Origin of the sequence: uncultured Roseovarius sp., assembly GCF_947489715.1 — a bacterium.
Taxonomy (GTDB): Bacteria; Pseudomonadota; Alphaproteobacteria; order Rhodobacterales; family Rhodobacteraceae; genus Roseovarius.
Genome location: NZ_CANLER010000002.1, coordinates 221,861 through 241,235, shown reverse-complemented (window position 1 = coordinate 241,235; position 19,375 = coordinate 221,861). Strand labels below are relative to the sequence as shown.

The 19,375-nt window shown below is 52.6% G+C and carries 12 protein-coding genes, 3 tRNA genes and 3 rRNA genes; all 18 read left to right on the top strand.

Features of this window, described 5'->3' with window-relative positions:
* Nucleotides 1–9 precede the first annotated feature (9 nt).
* The 18 genes from msrQ (at nt 10) to Q1B27_RS06730 (ending at nt 19,349) form a co-directional block, all read left to right on the top strand.
* Entirely contained in the window at nt 10–615 is a 606-nt protein-coding gene (gene msrQ, locus Q1B27_RS06815) for a protein-methionine-sulfoxide reductase heme-binding subunit MsrQ (RefSeq protein WP_367181341.1), read from the top strand.
* A gap of 908 nt (nt 616–1,523) precedes the next feature.
* Nucleotides 1,524–2,989 (top strand): 16S ribosomal RNA (locus Q1B27_RS06810).
* A gap of 168 nt (nt 2,990–3,157) precedes the next feature.
* Nucleotides 3,158–3,234: transfer RNA gene (locus tag Q1B27_RS06805), tRNA-Ile, on the top strand.
* Nucleotides 3,235–3,254: 20 nt separating this feature from the next.
* Nucleotides 3,255–3,330, top strand: a tRNA-Ala gene (locus Q1B27_RS06800).
* A 409-nt stretch (nt 3,331–3,739) separates the two neighbouring features.
* Nucleotides 3,740–7,180: ribosomal RNA gene (locus Q1B27_RS06795) — 23S ribosomal RNA — on the top strand.
* Nucleotides 7,181–7,262: 82 nt separating this feature from the next.
* Nucleotides 7,263–7,377 (top strand): 5S ribosomal RNA (gene rrf, locus Q1B27_RS06790).
* The 16S, 23S and 5S rRNA genes sit together here with 3 tRNA genes alongside, the layout of an rRNA operon.
* A 77-nt stretch (nt 7,378–7,454) precedes the next feature.
* A tRNA-Met gene (locus tag Q1B27_RS06785) sits at nt 7,455–7,531 on the top strand.
* Between the two features lie 177 nt (nt 7,532–7,708).
* On the top strand, nt 7,709–8,665 hold the full coding sequence (locus tag Q1B27_RS06780) for a dialkylrecorsinol condensing enzyme (RefSeq protein ID WP_299845591.1): 957 nt from the start codon (nt 7,709–7,711) through the stop codon (nt 8,663–8,665).
* A gap of 144 nt (nt 8,666–8,809) precedes the next feature.
* Nucleotides 8,810–9,553 carry a hypothetical protein gene (locus tag Q1B27_RS06775; RefSeq protein WP_299845589.1) on the top strand — a complete coding sequence of 248 codons (744 nt, stop codon included), beginning with the start codon at nt 8,810–8,812 and terminating at the stop codon, nt 9,551–9,553.
* Nucleotides 9,554–9,612: 59 nt separating this feature from the next.
* Entirely contained in the window at nt 9,613–10,071 is a 459-nt protein-coding gene (locus Q1B27_RS06770; RefSeq protein ID WP_299845586.1) for a hypothetical protein, read from the top strand.
* Nucleotides 10,072–10,093: 22 nt separating this feature from the next.
* On the top strand, nt 10,094–11,617 hold the full coding sequence (locus Q1B27_RS06765) for an FHA domain-containing protein (protein ID WP_299845584.1): 1,524 nt from the start codon (nt 10,094–10,096) through the stop codon (nt 11,615–11,617).
* 27 nt (nt 11,618–11,644) lie between these two features.
* Nucleotides 11,645–12,289, top strand: a complete 645-nt coding sequence (locus Q1B27_RS06760; RefSeq protein ID WP_299845582.1) for an FHA domain-containing protein — start codon at nt 11,645–11,647, stop codon at nt 12,287–12,289.
* Nucleotides 12,289–13,506, top strand: a complete 1,218-nt coding sequence (locus tag Q1B27_RS06755) for a protein phosphatase 2C domain-containing protein (protein WP_299845580.1) — start codon at nt 12,289–12,291, stop codon at nt 13,504–13,506. Before Q1B27_RS06760 ends, Q1B27_RS06755 begins: the two co-directional genes overlap by 1 nt.
* A gap of 1 nt (nt 13,507) precedes the next feature.
* Nucleotides 13,508–14,614: a serine/threonine-protein kinase gene (locus Q1B27_RS06750; RefSeq protein ID WP_299845578.1), complete on the top strand. Its 1,107-nt coding sequence runs from the start codon at nt 13,508–13,510 to the stop codon at nt 14,612–14,614.
* The gene (locus Q1B27_RS06745; protein WP_299845575.1) at nt 14,614–15,861 is read left to right on the top strand and encodes a trypsin-like peptidase domain-containing protein; all 1,248 of its coding nucleotides are present in this window, start codon (nt 14,614–14,616) and stop codon (nt 15,859–15,861) included. Before Q1B27_RS06750 ends, Q1B27_RS06745 begins: the two co-directional genes overlap by 1 nt.
* Before the next feature lie 26 nt (nt 15,862–15,887).
* Complete coding sequence (locus Q1B27_RS06740) at nt 15,888–16,565, top strand: ATP-binding cassette domain-containing protein (protein ID WP_299845572.1); 678 nt, start codon at nt 15,888–15,890, stop codon at nt 16,563–16,565.
* 134 nt (nt 16,566–16,699) lie between these two features.
* On the top strand, nt 16,700–17,749 hold the full coding sequence (locus Q1B27_RS06735) for an ABC transporter (protein WP_299845569.1): 1,050 nt from the start codon (nt 16,700–16,702) through the stop codon (nt 17,747–17,749).
* Nucleotides 17,727–19,349 (top strand): SUMF1/EgtB/PvdO family nonheme iron enzyme, encoded by a 1,623-nt coding sequence (locus Q1B27_RS06730; RefSeq protein WP_299845566.1) that lies wholly within the window; start codon nt 17,727–17,729, stop codon nt 19,347–19,349. The genes Q1B27_RS06735 and Q1B27_RS06730 overlap by 23 nt, the downstream gene beginning before the upstream one ends.
* Nucleotides 19,350–19,375: the final 26 nt, after the last annotated feature.

Sequence of the window (19,375 nt, the reverse complement as noted above, 5' to 3'; positions counted from 1 at the left end):
GAGGCTAATGTGAGTATTGCTGCCGCTATCAATGGACCTGTTCGGGCGGTACCAGCCGGGCTGATCTATGTTGGCTCTCTAATATATACGCTATGGCTTTTTTGGTTGGGTATCGATGGACAGTTGGGCCCCAACCCGGTTGAGGCGTTGGAACATGCTTTGGGTGAGGCGGCGCTTTATATGTTGGTGGCCGGGCTGGTCGTAACCCCAGTTAGACGGTTTAGCGGGATAAGCCTCCTGAAATTCCGCCGCGCGATAGGTCTAAGCTGCTTCTTCTTTGTACTGGTGCATTTGCTGACCTGGGCGGTGCTGGACGTTCAGGCCCTTGATCGGGTTTGGGCAGACATCCTGAAACGCCCCTACATCACCGTTGGAATGGCGGCCTTCATTTTAATGGTCCCTTTGGCGCTGACATCCAATAATGCCTCGGTTCGTAGATTGGGGACATCCTGGCGTCAATTGCACAAGCTTACCTATCCAATCGCCTTCCTTGGAGGATTGCATTACCTGATGCTGGTCAAAGGTTGGCAAGTGCGGCCCATGATCTTTCTGGCCATCATCCTTTTGCTTCTGTTTGTGCGATTCAAACAGAAAGCGCGTTCACCCAAGACGTGACGCACAGGGATTTCCGAACAGGTCGATAGCTCTGAATCGATTTCGCTAGTGATGGACCCAGACCGGAAGGGCGCTTCCGGGTCAGATTTAAGGGGATGAACTTTCTCCACAGCGGAAGCGGTGGGATTGCCTGGGTCTGCTCAGGGCCTCATTGGGAGTCTCTTTGATCTGTTTGCCAACCAACCAAGATTCAAAGCCGACTCGCTCAGAATTCACGAACCGAGTCGGAAGAATCGCGATTTTGGGGGAATCTGGTGGAGAGGAAGGCCTAATTATCCGAAATTTGGAGGGAGTCGCTGGGTGAGTCTGCTGCCTCTTGGGGATAACCCGGTGGAAAACCCAATATGTGGGGGTGTATTAGGTATGCGGTGGGCAAGAAAATTACCAGATTAGGGCGATTATTGAAATTTTAGAGACGTAAGTACATATTTTTGCAGGGAAAAATAGAAATTTGAAAAAAAGATGACGTTTACGAAAAAAAGGGGTTGCGGGTACCTGCGACTAACCGTAGAACCCCCCTCACCGGCGGCGCTGAGGCGCACAACGGGACGCCAGACGGGACAACGGAGCGACGCTCTAGAGGATCAGACGGTAAGAAAATACTGAGGTAGATGAGGCGGGTCGCGCTAGAAAGTTCAAGCGCAGCCGGTTGATTTTGTCTCTACGCTCTTTGAAATCGATAGTATCTGAAGAGATATGTGGGCGGTTTGGTTCATTCGATGAACAAACAACTGCACATATGTCGCTCTACTAGGCTTCGGCCGATCATGTAGATACAGCTTCACTGTTTGGACGGTTTCCGGTTTCTTATGAAACCAGAAGCACAACAGACAGTACGATCCGGTCATGCCGGCCGGATCAATATGTGCAGAGGTTCGAACGTCAAGGATAAGCTGGCAACAGCTTTTCAACTTGAGAGTTTGATCCTGGCTCAGAACGAACGCTGGCGGCAGGCCTAACACATGCAAGTCGAGCGCACCTTCGGGTGAGCGGCGGACGGGTTAGTAACGCGTGGGAACGTACCCTTTTCTACGGAATAGCCATTGGAAACGATGAGTAATACCGTATACGCCCTTCGGGGGAAAGATTTATCGGAGAAGGATCGGCCCGCGTTAGATTAGATAGTTGGTGGGGTAATGGCCTACCAAGTCTACGATCTATAGCTGGTTTTAGAGGATGATCAGCAACACTGGGACTGAGACACGGCCCAGACTCCTACGGGAGGCAGCAGTGGGGAATCTTAGACAATGGGCGCAAGCCTGATCTAGCCATGCCGCGTGAGTGATGAAGGCCTTAGGGTCGTAAAGCTCTTTCGCCAGGGATGATAATGACAGTACCTGGTAAAGAAACCCCGGCTAACTCCGTGCCAGCAGCCGCGGTAATACGGAGGGGGTTAGCGTTGTTCGGAATTACTGGGCGTAAAGCGTACGTAGGCGGATTAGAAAGTTAGGGGTGAAATCCCAGGGCTCAACCCTGGAACTGCCTCTAAAACTACTAGTCTAGAGTTCGAGAGAGGTGAGTGGAACTCCGAGTGTAGAGGTGAAATTCGTAGATATTCGGAAGAACACCAGTGGCGAAGGCGGCTCACTGGCTCGATACTGACGCTGAGGTACGAAAGTGTGGGGAGCAAACAGGATTAGATACCCTGGTAGTCCACACCGTAAACGATGAATGCCAGTCGTCGGGTAGCATGCTATTCGGTGACACACCTAACGGATTAAGCATTCCGCCTGGGGAGTACGGTCGCAAGATTAAAACTCAAAGGAATTGACGGGGGCCCGCACAAGCGGTGGAGCATGTGGTTTAATTCGAAGCAACGCGCAGAACCTTACCAACCCTTGACATCCTGATCGCGGTTACGAGAGATCGTTTCCTTCAGTTCGGCTGGATCAGTGACAGGTGCTGCATGGCTGTCGTCAGCTCGTGTCGTGAGATGTTCGGTTAAGTCCGGCAACGAGCGCAACCCACATCCCTAGTTGCCAGCAGTTCGGCTGGGCACTCTATGGAAACTGCCCGTGATAAGCGGGAGGAAGGTGTGGATGACGTCAAGTCCTCATGGCCCTTACGGGTTGGGCTACACACGTGCTACAATGGCAGTGACAATGGGTTAATCCCCAAAAACTGTCTCAGTTCGGATTGGGGTCTGCAACTCGACCCCATGAAGTCGGAATCGCTAGTAATCGCGTAACAGCATGACGCGGTGAATACGTTCCCGGGCCTTGTACACACCGCCCGTCACACCATGGGAGTTGGGTTTACCCGAAGGCCGTGCGCCAACCTTTCGAGGGGGCAGCGGACCACGGTGAGCTCAGCGACTGGGGTGAAGTCGTAACAAGGTAGCCGTAGGGGAACCTGCGGCTGGATCACCTCCTTTCTAAGGATGTTCCTAGCATCACAGGGCTTGCCCTTGATCGTGGAACACTTAGCAGAAGATCAGCAAACAAAGCTGATCACATCCGTTGGATCTGCTTGCAGATACCAACGTGGACCGGACCGTCCTCATATCTCTTCAGACAAGTTTTCAGGCCCTACCGGCCTGTCTGGGTCGGTAGCTCAGGTGGTTAGAGCGCACGCCTGATAAGCGTGAGGTCGGAGGTTCAAGTCCTCCTCGACCCACCATTGTCCCATGAGGACATTATGGGGCCTTAGCTCAGCTGGGAGAGCGCCTGATTTGCATTCAGGAGGTCAGCGGTTCGATCCCGCTAGGCTCCACCATATCCCGATTTGACCGTTAAGCACTGTTTGCAGTTCTTAACCGTCCAATTGGACGAATTGACATCGTATAGAGAGATACAAATATCAACACTGTTTGATCGCCATAAGTAAGTGGATGATCTCAGTTTGGTGCGGCGGACTTCGGTCCAATGCGAGCGTATGACCGGGTTGTTTCCTCGACCTGCCATGCGTCTGCCGGCTGAAACGAACAGAGTTGTCCAAGTCAAGTACACTAACCCGAGCAATCCGCACGGATTGCTCATTAAGTACTCTATCTTACGGGGGACCTCACCGACATGAGGTTCTTTGATAGAGTGCGGGAAAGTATGCTTTTGGTTCAGAATAAGGTGACGGTTTCTTACCAGCTTCCGTTGTCGCGCAGGGCGCAAGTCTTGCTTTTTCTGGATCAAATCAAGCGCGAGAAGGGCGTTTGGTGAATGCCTTGGCAGTAAGAGGCGATGAAAGACGTGATACTCTGCGATAAGCCATGGGGAGCTGAGAATAAGCTTTGATCCATGGATTTCTGAATGGGGCAACCCACCTGACAGTTTGTTATTGTTACCTCTGGTAATCAATAATGGGCTGAAACAGGTACTTAAGAACTGAATACATAGGTTTTTAAGAGCAAACCCGGAGAACTGAAACATCTAAGTACCCGGAGGAAAGGAAATCAATTGATACTCCCCTAGTAGCGGCGAGCGAACGGGGACCAGCCGAGCCATGAATGTGAATAGAACGTGTTGGGAAGCACGGCCATAGTGGGTGACAGCCCCGTATATGAAGCATGATTGGACGTATTAAGTAGGGCGGAACACGTGAAATTCTGTCTGAAGATCGGAGGACCACCTTCGAAGGCTAAGTACTCCTTACTGACCGATAGCGAACCAGTACCGTGAGGGAAAGGTGAAAAGCACCCCGACGAGGGGAGTGAAACAGTACCTGAAACCGAACGCCTACAATCAGTCGGAGCTTGACTGGACTCTAATGACAATCTGTTCCAGAACGTGATCAATGAATCGCGGATGGAGCAAAACGTGTCAGATTTAGCTTTTATAACAGATGGAACAGCAGCAGTCGTTTTCCTGGTAGCAGGATTGATTGATGCTGGCGTAAATCACTGCCCGAATGAGGGCTGCTTCGCGAAAAACGAAGTACAAGCCTATAATAGCTTGTCTGTCGGAAACACGTACTTTCAGGAAGATGAAGTCGGAGAAGAATTCTACTTTCGCCGCGAAACGAGCCGTGCAGACGGACCGTTCCAGCGAGTTTGGGGAATTTCTGCTTCAACTGACGGCGAATTATGGGCCGGTGCAGGTCATGCCTACACCCTCTCAAATCGCAAACAGAATCTATTCCTGCAACTTCACGCCATGACCGGCCTCTACGAAGAGGGTGATGGTGTGGACCTTGGCGGCCCCGTCGAATTCCGATCGGGTCTGTCAGTTGGATATCAGAACAAATCAGGTGTTCGTATGAGCCTGAGTGTCGATCATCGATCGAACCTCGGAATCTACAGCGACAATCCTGGTCTGGAAACGGTCCAATTCCGGGTCTCAATCCCAACCAAATGATTGTTATTAGTGTCCAGTCTTGTGACGGCGTACCTTTTGTATAATGGGTCATCGACTTGGTCTATCTAGCAAGCTTAAGCCGTTAGGTGTAGGCGCAGCGAAAGCGAGTCTTAATAGGGCGAATGAGTTAGGTGGATCAGACCCGAAACCGAGTGATCTAGGCATGGCCAGGTTGAAGGTAAGGTAACACTTACTGGAGGACCGAACCCACATCTGTTGAAAAAGATCGGGATGAGCTGTGCCTAGGGGTGAAAGGCCAATCAAACTCGGAGATAGCTGGTTCTCTGCGAAATCTATTTAGGTAGAGCGTCATCCGAATACCCTCGGGGGTAGAGCACTGGATGGGTAATGGGGCCCCACAGGCTTACTGATCCTAACCAAACTCCGAATACCGAGGAGTACTAGATGGCAGACACACTGCGGATGCTAACGTCCGTAGTGGAGAGGGAAACAACCCTGACCTACAGCTAAGGCCCCCAATTCATGGCTAAGTGGGAAAGCAGGTGGGACGACCAAAACAACCAGGAGGTTGGCTTAGAAGCAGCCATCCTTTAAAGATAGCGTAACAGCTCACTGGTCTAAATAAGTTATCCTGCGGCGAAGATGTAACGGGGCTCAAGCCATGAGCCGAAGCTTAGGATGCCGTAAGGCATGGTAGCAGAGCGTAGTGTGACATAGTTCCATTCCTCCTTAGTACCGTTCGCGGTACGTTGGAGGAGCGGAGCTTTCGATGAAGCCGGCGCGTGAGCGATCCGGTGGAGAGATCACTAGTGAGAATGATGACATGAGTAGCGACAAAGAGTGTGAGAGACACTCTCGCCGAAAGTCCAAGGGTTCCTGCTTAAAGCTAATCTGAGCAGGGTAAGCCGACCCCTAAGTCGAGGCCGAAAGGCGTAGACGATGGGAATCAGGTTAATATTCCTGAGCCAGATGGAAGTGACGGATCATGAAGGTTGTTCACCCTTATCGGATTGGGTGGGCCGCTAATTGGTTCCTGGAAATAGCTCCATCATCAGATCGTACCCTAAACCAACACAGGTGGACTGGTAGAGAATACCAAGGCGCTTGAGAGAACGATGTTGAAGGAACTCGGCAAAATACCTCCGTAAGTTCGCGAGAAGGAGGCCCAGTTTCTACGCAAGTATTGGCTGGGGGCACAAACCAGGGGGTGGCGACTGTTTACTAAAAACACAGGGCTCTGCGAAGTCGCAAGACGACGTATAGGGTCTGACGCCTGCCCGGTGCCTGAAGGTTAAAAGGAGAGGTGAGAGCCTTGAATTGAAGCCCAGGTAAACGGCGGCCGTAACTATAACGGTCCTAAGGTAGCGAAATTCCTTGTCGGGTAAGTTCCGACCTGCACGAATGGCGTAACGACTTCCCCGCTGTCTCCAACATCGACTCAGCGAAATTGAATTACCTGTCAAGATGCAGGTTTCCCGCGGTTAGACGGAAAGACCCCGTGCACCTTTACTACAGCTTCACATTGGCATTAGGCCGAACATGTGCAGGATAGGTGGTGGGCTTTGAAGCAGGAACGCTAGTTTCTGTGGAGCCACCCTTGAGATACCACCCTTGTTCTGCTTGATGTCTAACCGCGGTCCGTTATCCGGATCCGGGACCCTGTGTGGCGGGTAGTTTGACTGGGGCGGTCGCCTCCTAAAGCGTAACGGAGGCGCGCGAAGGTTGGCTCAGAGCGGTCGGAAATCGCTCGTTGAGTGCAATGGCAGAAGCCAGCCTGACTGCGAGACTGACAAGTCGAGCAGAGTCGAAAGACGGCCATAGTGATCCGGTGGTCCCGAGTGGAAGGGCCATCGCTCAACGGATAAAAGGTACGCCGGGGATAACAGGCTGATACTGCCCAAGAGTCCATATCGACGGCAGTGTTTGGCACCTCGATGTCGGCTCATCTCATCCTGGGGCTGGAGCAGGTCCCAAGGGTACGGCTGTTCGCCGTTTAAAGAGGTACGTGAGCTGGGTTTAGAACGTCGTGAGACAGTTCGGTCCCTATCTGCCGTGGGTGTAGGATACTTGAGAGGAGTTGCCCCTAGTACGAGAGGACCGGGGTGAACGAACCACTGGTGGACCAGTTGTCGTGCCAACGGCAGTGCTGGGTAGCTATGTTCGGACAGGATAACCGCTGAAGGCATCTAAGCGGGAAGCCCCCCTCAAAACAAGGTATCCCTGAGGACCGTGGTAGACCACCACGTCGATAGGCCGGAGATGTAAGCGCAGCAATGCGTTCAGTTGACCGGTACTAATTGTCCGATAGGCTTGATTTGATCCAGTAGAAGCAAGATTTCTACGATCAAAAGCATACACTTAAACAGCGTACGCGACTTGGATTTCGAGGGCTTTTCTTGGTTTGGTGGTCATAGCAAGAGCAAAACACCCGGTCCCATCCCGAACCCGGCCGTTAAGTGCCTTAGCGCCGATGGTACTGCGTCTTAAGGCGTGGGAGAGTAGGTCGCCGCCAAACCTAGTAAGGCCCTTGAAAATGTATCTCTCTTTCGATGACGCCCCAACTACTATTACTCTTGGGGTGCGCATTATTGGCGCGGGATGGAGCAGCCCGGTAGCTCGTCAGGCTCATAACCTGAAGGTCGCAGGTTCAAATCCTGCTCCCGCAACCAACCTAACTTCCGAAGCGCCCTTAGGGGCGCTTTTGTTGTTTTTAGGCTATTGGTTTTTGTCGATCCTCTGGGCCAAAAAAATCAAATTTGCAGGTGCCTCAAAGTGATGACCGCGCGGCTTATTTGCGCAATAGTCGGTGTGGTGATGTTTGCCACAGTGTGGCTGGAAAGGTCCTGATGCAAGATCCAAAGCGTGTGCTGACGATTAGCTATTCCCAGTCGGGGCAGATTGACAGAATACTGAACAGTATCTGCGACCCGATGCGCGCTGCGGGTATTGAGGTGATTTGCGCGACGATCCAACCAAAGAGAGCATATCCTTTCCCTTGGCCTTTAATGCAATTCTTCAATGTGTTTCCGGAGACGGTCTATGAAGATGGCCCAGAGGTCACCTTGCAAACCGCCGACCAGACAGACCTTAACGCAATAGACTTTGATCTGGTAATCATCGGTTATCAGGTCTGGTTTCTCGCACCGTCTCTTCCTGTCTCCTCGTTTCTCAAGACAATAGAGGCAAAGAAACTTCTTTCTGGGCAAAGGGTTGTTACGGTAATTGGCTGCAGAAACATGTGGTTAATGGCGCAAGAACGCATGAAAGCACATCTTCACCGGTTGGGTGCGATCCTGATCGACAATGTTGCATTGACTGACCGGAGTCACAGCGCCATGACATTTCTCTCAACACCGATCTGGGTTCTGACGGGCTATCGCGGACCCTGGCTTAGTGGCTTTGTTCCGCGCGCTGGTGTGCCCGACGCCGATATTTCCGAAGCCCAGAGGTTTGGACGCGCAATCAGTGACGCCCTCACGGAGCGCGATACCAACGATTGCTCGCCGATGCTGGTCGGGCTTGGCGCAGTGCGGATCAACGACAAGCTTATTCAGAGTGAAAAGGCGGGTACACGAAGCTTCGCTGTTTGGGGCAAGCTGTTGCGCTGGATTGGACCGCCAAACTCCAGGTTGCGGCGTCTGGTGTTATGTTTTTTTGTCCTATTTCTCATAGCGCTCATCTTAACCGTGGTGCCAATCGTTGCGCTTGCCAAGGCAATTCTGCGGCCGGCTCTACGAAAGAGGATCGAAGCGGAATGCGCATACTATTCCCAACCGTCGGGGGAAACCCATACCGAAAGATAACGCGGGCTAGAAACTGGTGCCCGCGCAATGGATTAACCAGTAACCAATTTGAACTGCCACGGTTTACCGATTTTTTTTTTTGGCTTAACGTCTATTTAACGAACGAATCAAAAAAGATTTTTTGTGTATTTGGGGGTATTTAGAATGTTGCTACGGAAATCCGTATTTATTAGTGCTGTGTGTTCCTCGTTGGTGCTGACAGGTTGTAATGAAACCACATTGGGTGGATCACCTTTCGGCACATCAAGTTCTTCTCAGTCAGGCTCCGTTAAATCCATAGCTGCCGGGAAAACGCGAGAAGAAATCGCGCTTGAGCGTGAAGTGGCGAACCTGGATAAGGTGACCCGGAACATTGTAATCAAGAATGTCCTGCAAGGAGCGGCCGCTGGTGCCGCGTTAGGGTGCGCAATAGCTGCCATCGGCGGCGGAAAATGCGGCAGAGGCGCATTATATGGTGCCGGTGCTGGCGCAGTTGCCGGGGGCGTAGTTGGCCAGAAAGCCGCAACGGCGAAACGCGAGCTGGTGCAAGCGGATCAAACCATAGCCCGATTGAAAGGTGTCAATCAGCGACTGAATGGCATCGAGAAGAACCTTCGATCTGTGGTGCGACGCCAAAATTCCGAGATTGCGTCATTGCGGCGTCAATTGGCGGCTGGCCAGGTCAGCAAATCGTCTGTGGATGCCCGTATCAGCGCAATCAATAATAACCGTAAGACGATTAGCTCGGGATTGCAGAAAAGCGAGAAGAACATGGCAAACGAGAAGGCCAAGCTTGTCTCTGCAGAAAAGCAAAACGGGCAGAAGCTTACCAATACAAAGCGCGCGGTGGATAGCACAAGCAATCGTTTGAAAAGCTTGCGTGGCACGGTCAAGCTCGTCTCAAGTTAATAATTTTCGCTCGCCCCGCCAAAATTGGCGGGGCAGTCGATTATAAGGGGTACTTATTCATGAAAAAGATCGCCATCTCTCTATCCACAATGTCTGCGCTCGCGCTGGCGAACTGTACAGGGGCAACGGACCCTGCTGACGCCACTTTTTTCGATAATTTGGTGAATACTCAAAAGGGCGGCGTGTATGATCAGCAGATTGCCGCAAAAGAAGCCGAAGCGGCGGCGATTGCTCGATCAAATAGCAATACGCGGACGCGCATCAATTCGTTGGAAAGTCAACGTAAAAACAATGCGGCAACGATTGCGTCGCTACGCGGTCAGGTGAGTTCCGTGCGCGCTGAGATTGCAAATGCCCGCGCCAAACTAGCGGGCGATGAGGCCGCAAGAGCTCGACTTGCCCAACTCGATCGTCAGGCCGTGGCCGTTCAGAACGATGTTGATAACGGCGGCGATCCTGGTGTGGCACGCAAAGAGTTGGACCAAATCAGATCAACCGTTCGACTGCTGTCGTCCTGATTAGCGCCGGGCAGGAAAAATGATGAATTGGCGTATTACTCTTGCCCTTATCTTGGGCACATGCACCGGAATAGCCACAGCCGTCACGGCGCAGGACACGAATGCGGCGACGCAATATCCAGAGAATGGGACAAGCATTCTTGATTGCGCCCCGTCAAAGCCAACACCGGATGATAGCTGTACTTTACGTGTCCCTCCAGGGTATAAAGTGGGCCGTTTGCAGTCTGATGGAACAGGTGAGAAGGACCCTGAATTTAAGTTTGCACGCCAAGGCAGTGCCCGTTTCCCGGACGGCTTGACGCTTTCAGCAACAATTTTGCTCGTGGATCTTTCGCCGGGCCCGAATGGTGGTCGGCGCGCTACCTTTCGGACAGAGAAAACGCTGATCTCGGAAATTGTGAAGGGCCTGCCAAAAACCGAATCTGTTGCGATCTATGGTTTCAACGAAGGGTTACGCCTTTTACAGGATTTCACATCGGACCAGTCAGCATTGTTGTCGGCGGTGGATGATTTGTCGCTCGGTGGCACGAATACGTTGATCGGCACATTTGTGGGCGACTCGATCAAGGTGCTGTCGGCCCGTGATGACGTGGTGTTCAGAAATATCATCCTTGTCAGTGATGGCCAGGATGAGGGCGGTCAACCTGTATCTGAGATCGTAGCGCAGGCTGTCGAGAATGAGGTTATTATCTCGACGCTTGGTACATATTGGCGCCCCGTCGGTGCCAGTGCCTCGGGCGAAGGTATTGCTTACATGCTGGCCCTTGCCGACGGAACCTTGGGGCAGACGGCCATCGCGCCGTTGCAAAATCCGACAGCCGCTGGGGATGCGACAGGCAAATTTGTGGCAACATTCCAAAGCGCCCTGCGCGATTCCGGTCTGATTTTACCGGCAGGAGAAGCTCAGCCAGCAACCATTTCCGTGACAATTGAAGAGCCCGTTATTGGAAAACCAGATCTGGTGGCGCGCGATGTCTCGGTTTCTTTTACCCCGGCCTCTGCGGCAGGAAATGAGGGCGACCAGGAAGGCACTGAGGGCGACTCCGAAGAAGAGATGATATTCGGGTACCCCGCAACATATGTTTATGGGGCAGGTGCAGGGTTGGCCGCTTTGTTGCTGCTACTCGTTATTTTGGCCGCGCGCGGTAAATCCGAAGCAGAGCCGGAACTGGCGGATGTGGTCCCTCCTGAAGAAGACCTTGAGCCACCGGAGCCTCCAGAACCAACGGTGGTTGAAAAAGAACCTGCCCCGGTGCAGATCAGCGGTTATCTTGTATTTGAAGGTAAGCGTGGTCGCAGCCCGATTACGGGACAGAGAGTAAATATCGGTCGCAGCACATCTAATGATGTTGTCATTGAAGCTGACAGCATCTCAAGGCTGCATGCACAGATTTATAGAAACCGCGATGGCGGCTTCTCGATCACCGATATGGACAGTTTGAACGGAACGTACATCAACGACACCAGGATCGAAGGCACTCAGTCCGTTGGTTTGGGTGATATTATCACCTTTGGTAAGGTGAAGGCCAAACTTACGGCTGCCTAGAGATCTCCGAATGAAGGACATACGCACATGAGTAATGACAAAACGAAATGGATTTTCGATGAAACTCAGGGTGGGAAAAGCCCTGAGAACACCGTGCGACCCTCGGATTTGACAGAGACGCTGGATACAGATGGCTTCGATGACAAAACCTTTGTGGGCGGTGACGAGCCAACTGTTCAGCTGGATGGGCCGGCGAAACCTGCCAGCGATAAGACTGAGATTTTCACACGTGGAAATGCGAACCAGTTTGAAGCCAAATCTGGCTTTGATGCTGACAGCGATCCGGTCACGGGATGGTTGGTAGTGGTTAAAGGTCCGGGTCTGGGCCATGCAGTTTCTCTTGGGACAGGTATGAACATCGTTGGGCGTGGCAGCTCGGCACGTTGTTCGCTGCCGTTTGGCGATAATCTGATCTCTTCCGAGGATCATATTCGGATTATCTATGACGAAGATGATCGCAAATTTTTTATCGCACATGGATCCGGAAAAAATGTCAGTCGGGTCAATGGCCAGATTTTGATGAATACCATGTCGCTTGAAGATGACGCTGTGGTTGAATTGAGCAAGGTTACGAAGGTGATGTTCAAAGCCTTCTGCGGTAGCGGTTTTGACTGGTCTGATCTCGACAAAGCATCCGCAGCAAGCGAGTCTAGTGATAATTCTCAAGCTTGATGGAACGTGTTGCAACAGGGCAGTCGCTCGGAGATCGAGAAAAGCAGGAAGATGCCGTAAGAGTGGCCCGCCAGAGTGCGGATGGCAACAATAGTGACTTGTTGATGCTGCTGTCCGATGGGATGGGCGGGCACGCTGGCGGTGAGATCGCAAGCAATCTTGCGCTCGACGCCTTTAAAGAGCATTTCGAAAACGGATCCACCAACATGCGCCCACGGGGACGCTTGCAGGAATCCCTGGAGGTGGCTAACGAAGCTATCGCCGCCGAAGTCGCCCGCGACCCGGAACTCAAGGGCATGGGCTGCACGCTGGTTGGGGTTCTGGTCGCAGCGGGGCGTATGGTATGGGTCTCGGTCGGCGATTCAATTCTGTTTCTGTTGCGCCATGGACAGCTACGCAGATTAAACGCCAATCATTCCTATTTTGGTGAGTTACTGGAGCTGGTTGAACGTGGCGAGATTTCTCTGCAAGAGGCAGAAGCGCACCCCAAGAAAAACGCGCTGCTTTCGGTTCTGACCGGTGCGCCGATCAAAATGATCGACCTGAACGTAATCGAAAGCGACCCTGGCGACGTGCTTATCTTGGCATCGGATGGCGTCGAAACACTGTCGGATGATGATATAGCGCGGATCGCGCAGGCAAATGCCGCAAAGGGGCCGTCAGCCATCTCCGACGCGCTGCTTGCTGCGGTTAAGGGCCGGGAACGTCCGCGACAGGACAACACCAGCATCATCGTGATGCAGCATTCCAAAGAGAGCTATTCGGGATACGAAAGCAATAGCAAATGGAACATGCAGCCTGATGCGTCAGCAAAGTTGCCAATCGTGGCGATTGCAGCCGCCGCTGGCGGTGCGATCGTCACGGGTGCGATCGTAGCCTGGGCTCTTTGGCCAGGTGAGCCTGATCCAGTTCCCACGCCAGAAATGCCTGCTGAAGACACAAGCACCATTGATGGCCCGTTGGATATTCGCCGAGATGAAGGCACAGAAATAGAAGGTGATGCGACGCCCGATACAGACATCGCTGGCGAAGCTGACCCTGAAGAGGGCACGACTACCGACACGCCAGAGCAAGAAACCGAAAATACAGACCCCATAGATCCGGACAAAGAAGAAGGCGCGCCATCGGGCGATACGATTGATCCCGCGCCTACAGAGCCTGAGACATCTTTGGAAAACGAAGGCGACGCTGACACAACTTCAGAGGGCGGAAATTGATATGGCTGCCGTCGCGCTGAGCAATGGGACTGAAATTGGGGGATTTCGTCTTCAGAATGTGATCGGCCGGGGCGGATTTGGTATCACTTATCGGGCTGAGGAAAAAAACAGTGGCCAAGTTTATGCCATCAAGGAGTATTTGCCTGAAGATTTCGCTGAACGCGCCGAAACTGGCTATGTGAGCGCGTCATTCGGACATGGCGATACCTACGAACGTGGCCTACAGGCGTTCATAACTGAGGCTAATATCCTAAAGGAATTGCCTCGTCGAAAGGGGCTGGTCCGCGTTCGCGGCGCATTTGAAAGATCTGGCACGGCGTATTGCGTGATGGAATTCATTGAAGGCGACAGTCTGGATCGAATGGCACAGCGTCTTATCCGAACCTACGGTCATATACCACAAGCATTACTGGTGGAACTTGTAACATCGGTCTGTTGGGCGCTGGAAGCGTTGCATCGGGAACATTTGATTCATCGCGACGTGAAGCCCGCCAATATCATGCTACGTCGCAATGGTGAACCCGTGCTGATTGATTTCGGCGCGGCCCGGCGATTGTCACGCCGGGAAAAAAAGGAAATGATTTTTACTCGTAGCTATGCTGCGATCGAACAAATCCCGCCAGAGATGTCCGGATTTGGACGTGACTTTGCCGAAGGTCCGTGGACCGATCTATATGCGCTTTCTGTTGTGCTCTATCAATTGGTCGCTCGCAAACTGCCCCCTGACGCAATGACCCGCGCCAGGGCCGTTCTTAGTGGTCGTTCTGATCCCTACGAACCGTTGTCGCAGAAACAGGAACTTACCCAGGGCGAGGATGCATATGACCCCGAGTTCCTTGAGGCCATTGATCATGGCTGTGGTCTGATGCCGAAGCAGCGCATCCAAAACGCTTCATATTTTGCTGAGCGTATTGCGCCCGACGCGTGGAAGCAGATGCAACAGAATCAAAGCGACGAAGCCTATTACACTGAAGAAGAAGACTGGACGATGGATGCGCAAAACCAAACGCATAAACCGCGCGCGAAGCTGTTATTGCTTTGCAGTGTGCTTATCGCGTCGGCATTTGCGTTGCTCTATTATGTCTACGATATTGAGAAATTGAACTGATGCGTAATGTGATCCGTGTTTGCCTGGTTCTGATCAGCCTTTATATCTTGCCAACACAAGGTTGGGCACAAGATCAAAGAGAATTGGCGCGCTATGTGGATCAATCCGTCGGGCGCGTTTTTGTAAAGGTAGCCAAAGGCACAGCAGTCGGGTCAGGCTACGTCGTAGAGACCAGTCGACGAGGAACGTCTTTCTTATTTTTAACGAACCATCATGTCGTTGATGGTGGACAGGAAATAAAAGTTGCCTACGCAGGGGCAGAAGAACTGTATGTTTTTCAAGCAGAAGTTCTGAGAACGTCGAAAACTCATGATATGGCGTTGTTGCGACTGACGCCGTTGGACGGCCATGAATTCGAACCAGAGATTTTGCCTCTGGCTGATTATACAATTGAACAAGGCGATGCTGTTTACGCGGTTGGGTTTCCTGGATTTTCCGACGATTTCATTGTGCGTAATGATGATCTGAGCCGATATGAACCTACGATCACCAGCGGCATTGTCGGCAAACGATTTAACGGAAATTGGTATGGGCAACCGGTTCTTGTCGAACAATTGCAACATAATGCGGCGATCAACGGCGGGAATTCTGGTGGTCCGCTGGTAAATCCCTGTGGAACAGTTGTCGGCTTGAATACAGCCAAGCCCGTCGAAGACGTTGACGGCGCATTCTTTTCCTCTTCGGCAAAGACAATTCTCGATTTTCTGGAAGGCACCATTGCCAAGCCAAAAATGGTGGGTCGCGCTTGTTCGGGCTGGAACAGCTTCCTGCTTGAACCCCGAACTTTAATTCTGCTCGCAACCGTTGCAATCTTGGCAACCGGTTTCGCATTGTTCAGACGTCGGCAGACGATCGCTGGCGCTGCGGTATCTGGAGGTGCCGCAGGCAGCATGGCGACACCGAGTCAAACACCCCCGCCGCCACCACCCGGTGCATCCCGAGCAAAGCCAATGTTGCGAGTTGCAATCCAGGGAAAGTCGGTGCCGTTGGATTCCCAGCAATTGACCAAGGGTGTCATGATTGGACGTGGGGATCAGGTCGATGTACGAGTTGATCATGCCAAGCTAAGCCGGGAACATGCAGAACTGAGATTGCGCAATCGCAAGCTTTACATCATCGACCAGGGTTCTACGAACGGGACATCTGTTGATGGCAAGAAGCTGTCGGCGAAATCGCCCCAGCAAATCAATACTCGTAGTCGGATTTCTCTTGGCGGCGTGCCGCTGACGCTGACCAAGGGAGATTGAGAGTGGGCCAAGGCACGAAACAGGTTGTGCTGGATGTGCAGGCGCTTGGCGTTCGGCTGTCGGATGAGTTTGGTGTTGTCGTTGATCGGCTGAAGCTTCATCGCGGTGAAGTTATCGTGCTCGATGCCCCTAGTGGCGCGGGTAAAAGCACAGTACTGGGGCTAATTTCTGGCGCAATCGCCCCGGACCGTTCTGCGAAAATGGTTCACATGATGTCACACCAGCAGATCGCCAACCGCGCACCAGGTCCGGAAACCATGGGATTTGTTTTACAGACAAGCGCTCTTGTGCCCTATCTCAGCGTCGAGGAAAACATCACGCTGCCATGCCAGGTCGCTCAGATAGCGGCGGATTCTGATTGGCTGAGCTATTTGATCAACGGCCTCGGACTGCAGGGGCTGGAAACACGAAAACCACAGCAAATCTCGGTAGGTCAGCGGCAAAGAGTTGGTATCGCAAGATCGTTTTTAGCCAAACCTGCGTTGCTATTATTGGATGAACCCGTTTCGGCGCTTGATCCCAGCAATGTAGATCAGGTCGAAAGTTTGATCGCGCTGCTGGCGGAAGAGGCAGGTGCAGGTGTTGTTCTGGCAAGCCACCAAGCTGCACGCGGCGCTTTTTCAGGGAGCCCACGGGCACATCATCGGACCGAGGTGCGCGGCGGCACCCTTTACAGCGTATTTGATGCGGAGCTTGCAGCATGAAGCTTCCTCTTTTTCTGGCAAGTCGGGAACTGCGCCATGATTGGCAAGCTGCGGCTTGTTTCATTGCCGCCTTGGTCGGTGTTTTGGCCCCTCTGCTGATCATACTTGCGCTTAAGAACGGGGCGATTGATGCGATGCTGGGACGATTGGTTGAAGACCCTGCCAATCGAGAACTGATCGCCATTGGCACCGGTCGCCACGATGCAGATTTTTTCAAAAAACTGACTGCGCGCGACGATGTGCTTTTCGTGACGCCTGCAACGCGCAGCATTAACGCACAGGCGAATGCGGTCCGTAACCGGCAAGCGCGCAAATTGGTACGGAAAGTTGTGTTGATTCCTTCCGCGGCTGGTGACCCGATCAGCACAACGGCAAATGTGGCACCAGGTGTTGCCACTCTCAGCACGCGTCTGGCGGATGAGCTTGAGGTCGCGCCCGGTGACACGATTGAAATTCGCATCAATCGCAGGCTCAATAATGTGGTAGAGACAGCGACCCAGGATGTGGTTGTTGCAGGGATTGTTCCGGCGGAAAACTACGGTCGGTCGGCGTTGTTCATCGCGGTGCAGGATATGGTTGCCATCGAAAGATTTCGCGACGATGCCAGCGTGACAGCCGAGGACTGGGCCGAGCCCCGAGCAATGCCGGAAACATTCGCCAGCTTTCGGCTTTACACTCGATCTCTGGCTGACATTTCTGCACTGGAGAAAAACCTGGCTGCTCAGGGCGTGAATGTCCGCCCACGGGCGCAGAATGTAGAACTTCTTTTGTCATTCCAGCGTAACCTCAACCTATTGTTTGTGATCATTGCCGCGCTGGCGGTAATTGGATTTTGGGCCGCCATGGCATCCAATCTGCGTGGCGCAGTGGAGAGGCAAAGAACATCGCTTAGTCTCTTGCATTTACTAGGTTTGACCGAGTCCTCACGCCGCCTGATCCCAGTCACTCAAAGCGTAATACTCGTATTGGGCGGTGTGTTTATCACGCTTCTGTTCGTGTTGCCGTCCATTGTCTTCATCAATCGTTTTTTCACGCCAGAAGGATTTGAACGTATTGCCTGGCTTGGCCCGCAACACCTATTTGGGACATTCGTTTTGGGTCTGATGACAGCAATCACAGCGTCCATGTGGGCCGTTTTAGCAATTAAGGAAATCAAGTCAGATGAAGTTCTTCGCACCTCTTAAGGTAACCCTTTTGGCGGCTGCTTTCTCGGCCCAATCCGCTCCGTCATTTGCCGAAATCACATGGGCGGAGCGATACTTCAATCCCGCTCCATTGGCAGATGATCTTATCTTGCCAATGCCTTGTGGTGGAGCAATGGCATTCAGACCGGTTGAGACGCCTAGCACAGAAGGTACCATCGGGGACGTCCGTGTATTGCTAGGGCAGGAAGGCGAAGACGCCCCTTATCTCAACGGTCTGCGTAGATCCTTTTTATCCGGTAGTTTCAGCACCGGAGGGGATAATCCAAAGGGTCTGTTCTACTTGGGTAAATACGAGGTCGCTCAGGTCCAGTGGGATGTTGTGATGGGCGATGCTTGCCCGGAAGGTAAACCACGGAAGCGCGGCTTTATTCCCGTGGTAAGTCGCACGCCACTTGAGATGGCCCAGTTCGCAGAAAAGTATACGATCTGGCTGCTCAACGAAGCTGCGGACAGCCTGCCGAGCGCCGAGAACACCAAAGGTTTTTTAAGACTGCCGACCGAAGATGAGTGGGAGTTTGCCGCCCGCGGCGGGATACCGGTGGGAGATGTCGGGTTCCGAGCGCCACGACCGCCGGTGCCAGATGGATCAGAACTATCTGAATTCATCGCACATGGTGGAACTGAAAGCGCCGGTGGTAAGGTGCAGGTGATAGGTACGCTCAACGCCAATCCTTTGGGTCTGCACGATATGTTGGGAAATGTGGCTGAGGTTGTAGAAACGCCGTTCTCACTGGTTAGGCATAGACGTTTGCATGGACAAGCCGGTGGTATTGTCAAACGAGGAGGAGATGCCCGCACCGCACTTGCGTCGATTACCAGTGCAACCCGTTTCGAAGTGCCGCCATATAACCTGAGTAGCAATACTCCGTTCTCGGATCGTTACACTGGGCTGCGGCTGACAATTGCCGGTTTGTCCATCACATCTTCAGAACAAACCGAGCAGATGATAGAGGATCTCGACCGATTGGCCCAGGGCGATACCAGCTTGAAATCCTCCGAGCAGGATGTCGATAAAATTCTTAAATCCCTAGAAGAGCAGATGGAGACGCCGCAAAGTCTACAGCAGTTGGCGGTTGTAAAGGACACAATTGCAGCTTCGCGTGCCGCGCGTAATGCACAGCGTAATCGTTCAATTCGATTGGTTATGGAAAGCGGCACGCATCTTTGCGATCAGACCGTCGGCCGGTTGCGTAATGCGGAAGCGATAAATTCCGTTCTGGAAACCTATGATGAGATCGAAGCCGAAGCGATAGCGAACGGTGATCAAGCAACGCTGGATGAACTCGCTGTTGCCCGTGACGAAGCGAACCAAAAACTCAACGAAATTCAAAGGAATGCCACGCGCGACCTCGAAGATTTCGGAGAGATCGTCGAAGGACTTGGAGACGACTATTCACTGTCATTGCTTGTGCGCCAGTCGTCATTCATTGCACCAGATGTCGAAAAAGACGGGGAGCGACGCAAAAAGTGTCTTGGAGCGTTGGAAAATGCTCTCGCTGATCGCGTGTCTAAGGGATTTACAGACCTTGAAGAAATCGAAAACAACCTGCTTACCATCGCCCGAAATGAAGCAGAATAAAATGCAACTCCCCAATCGTCAGGAGG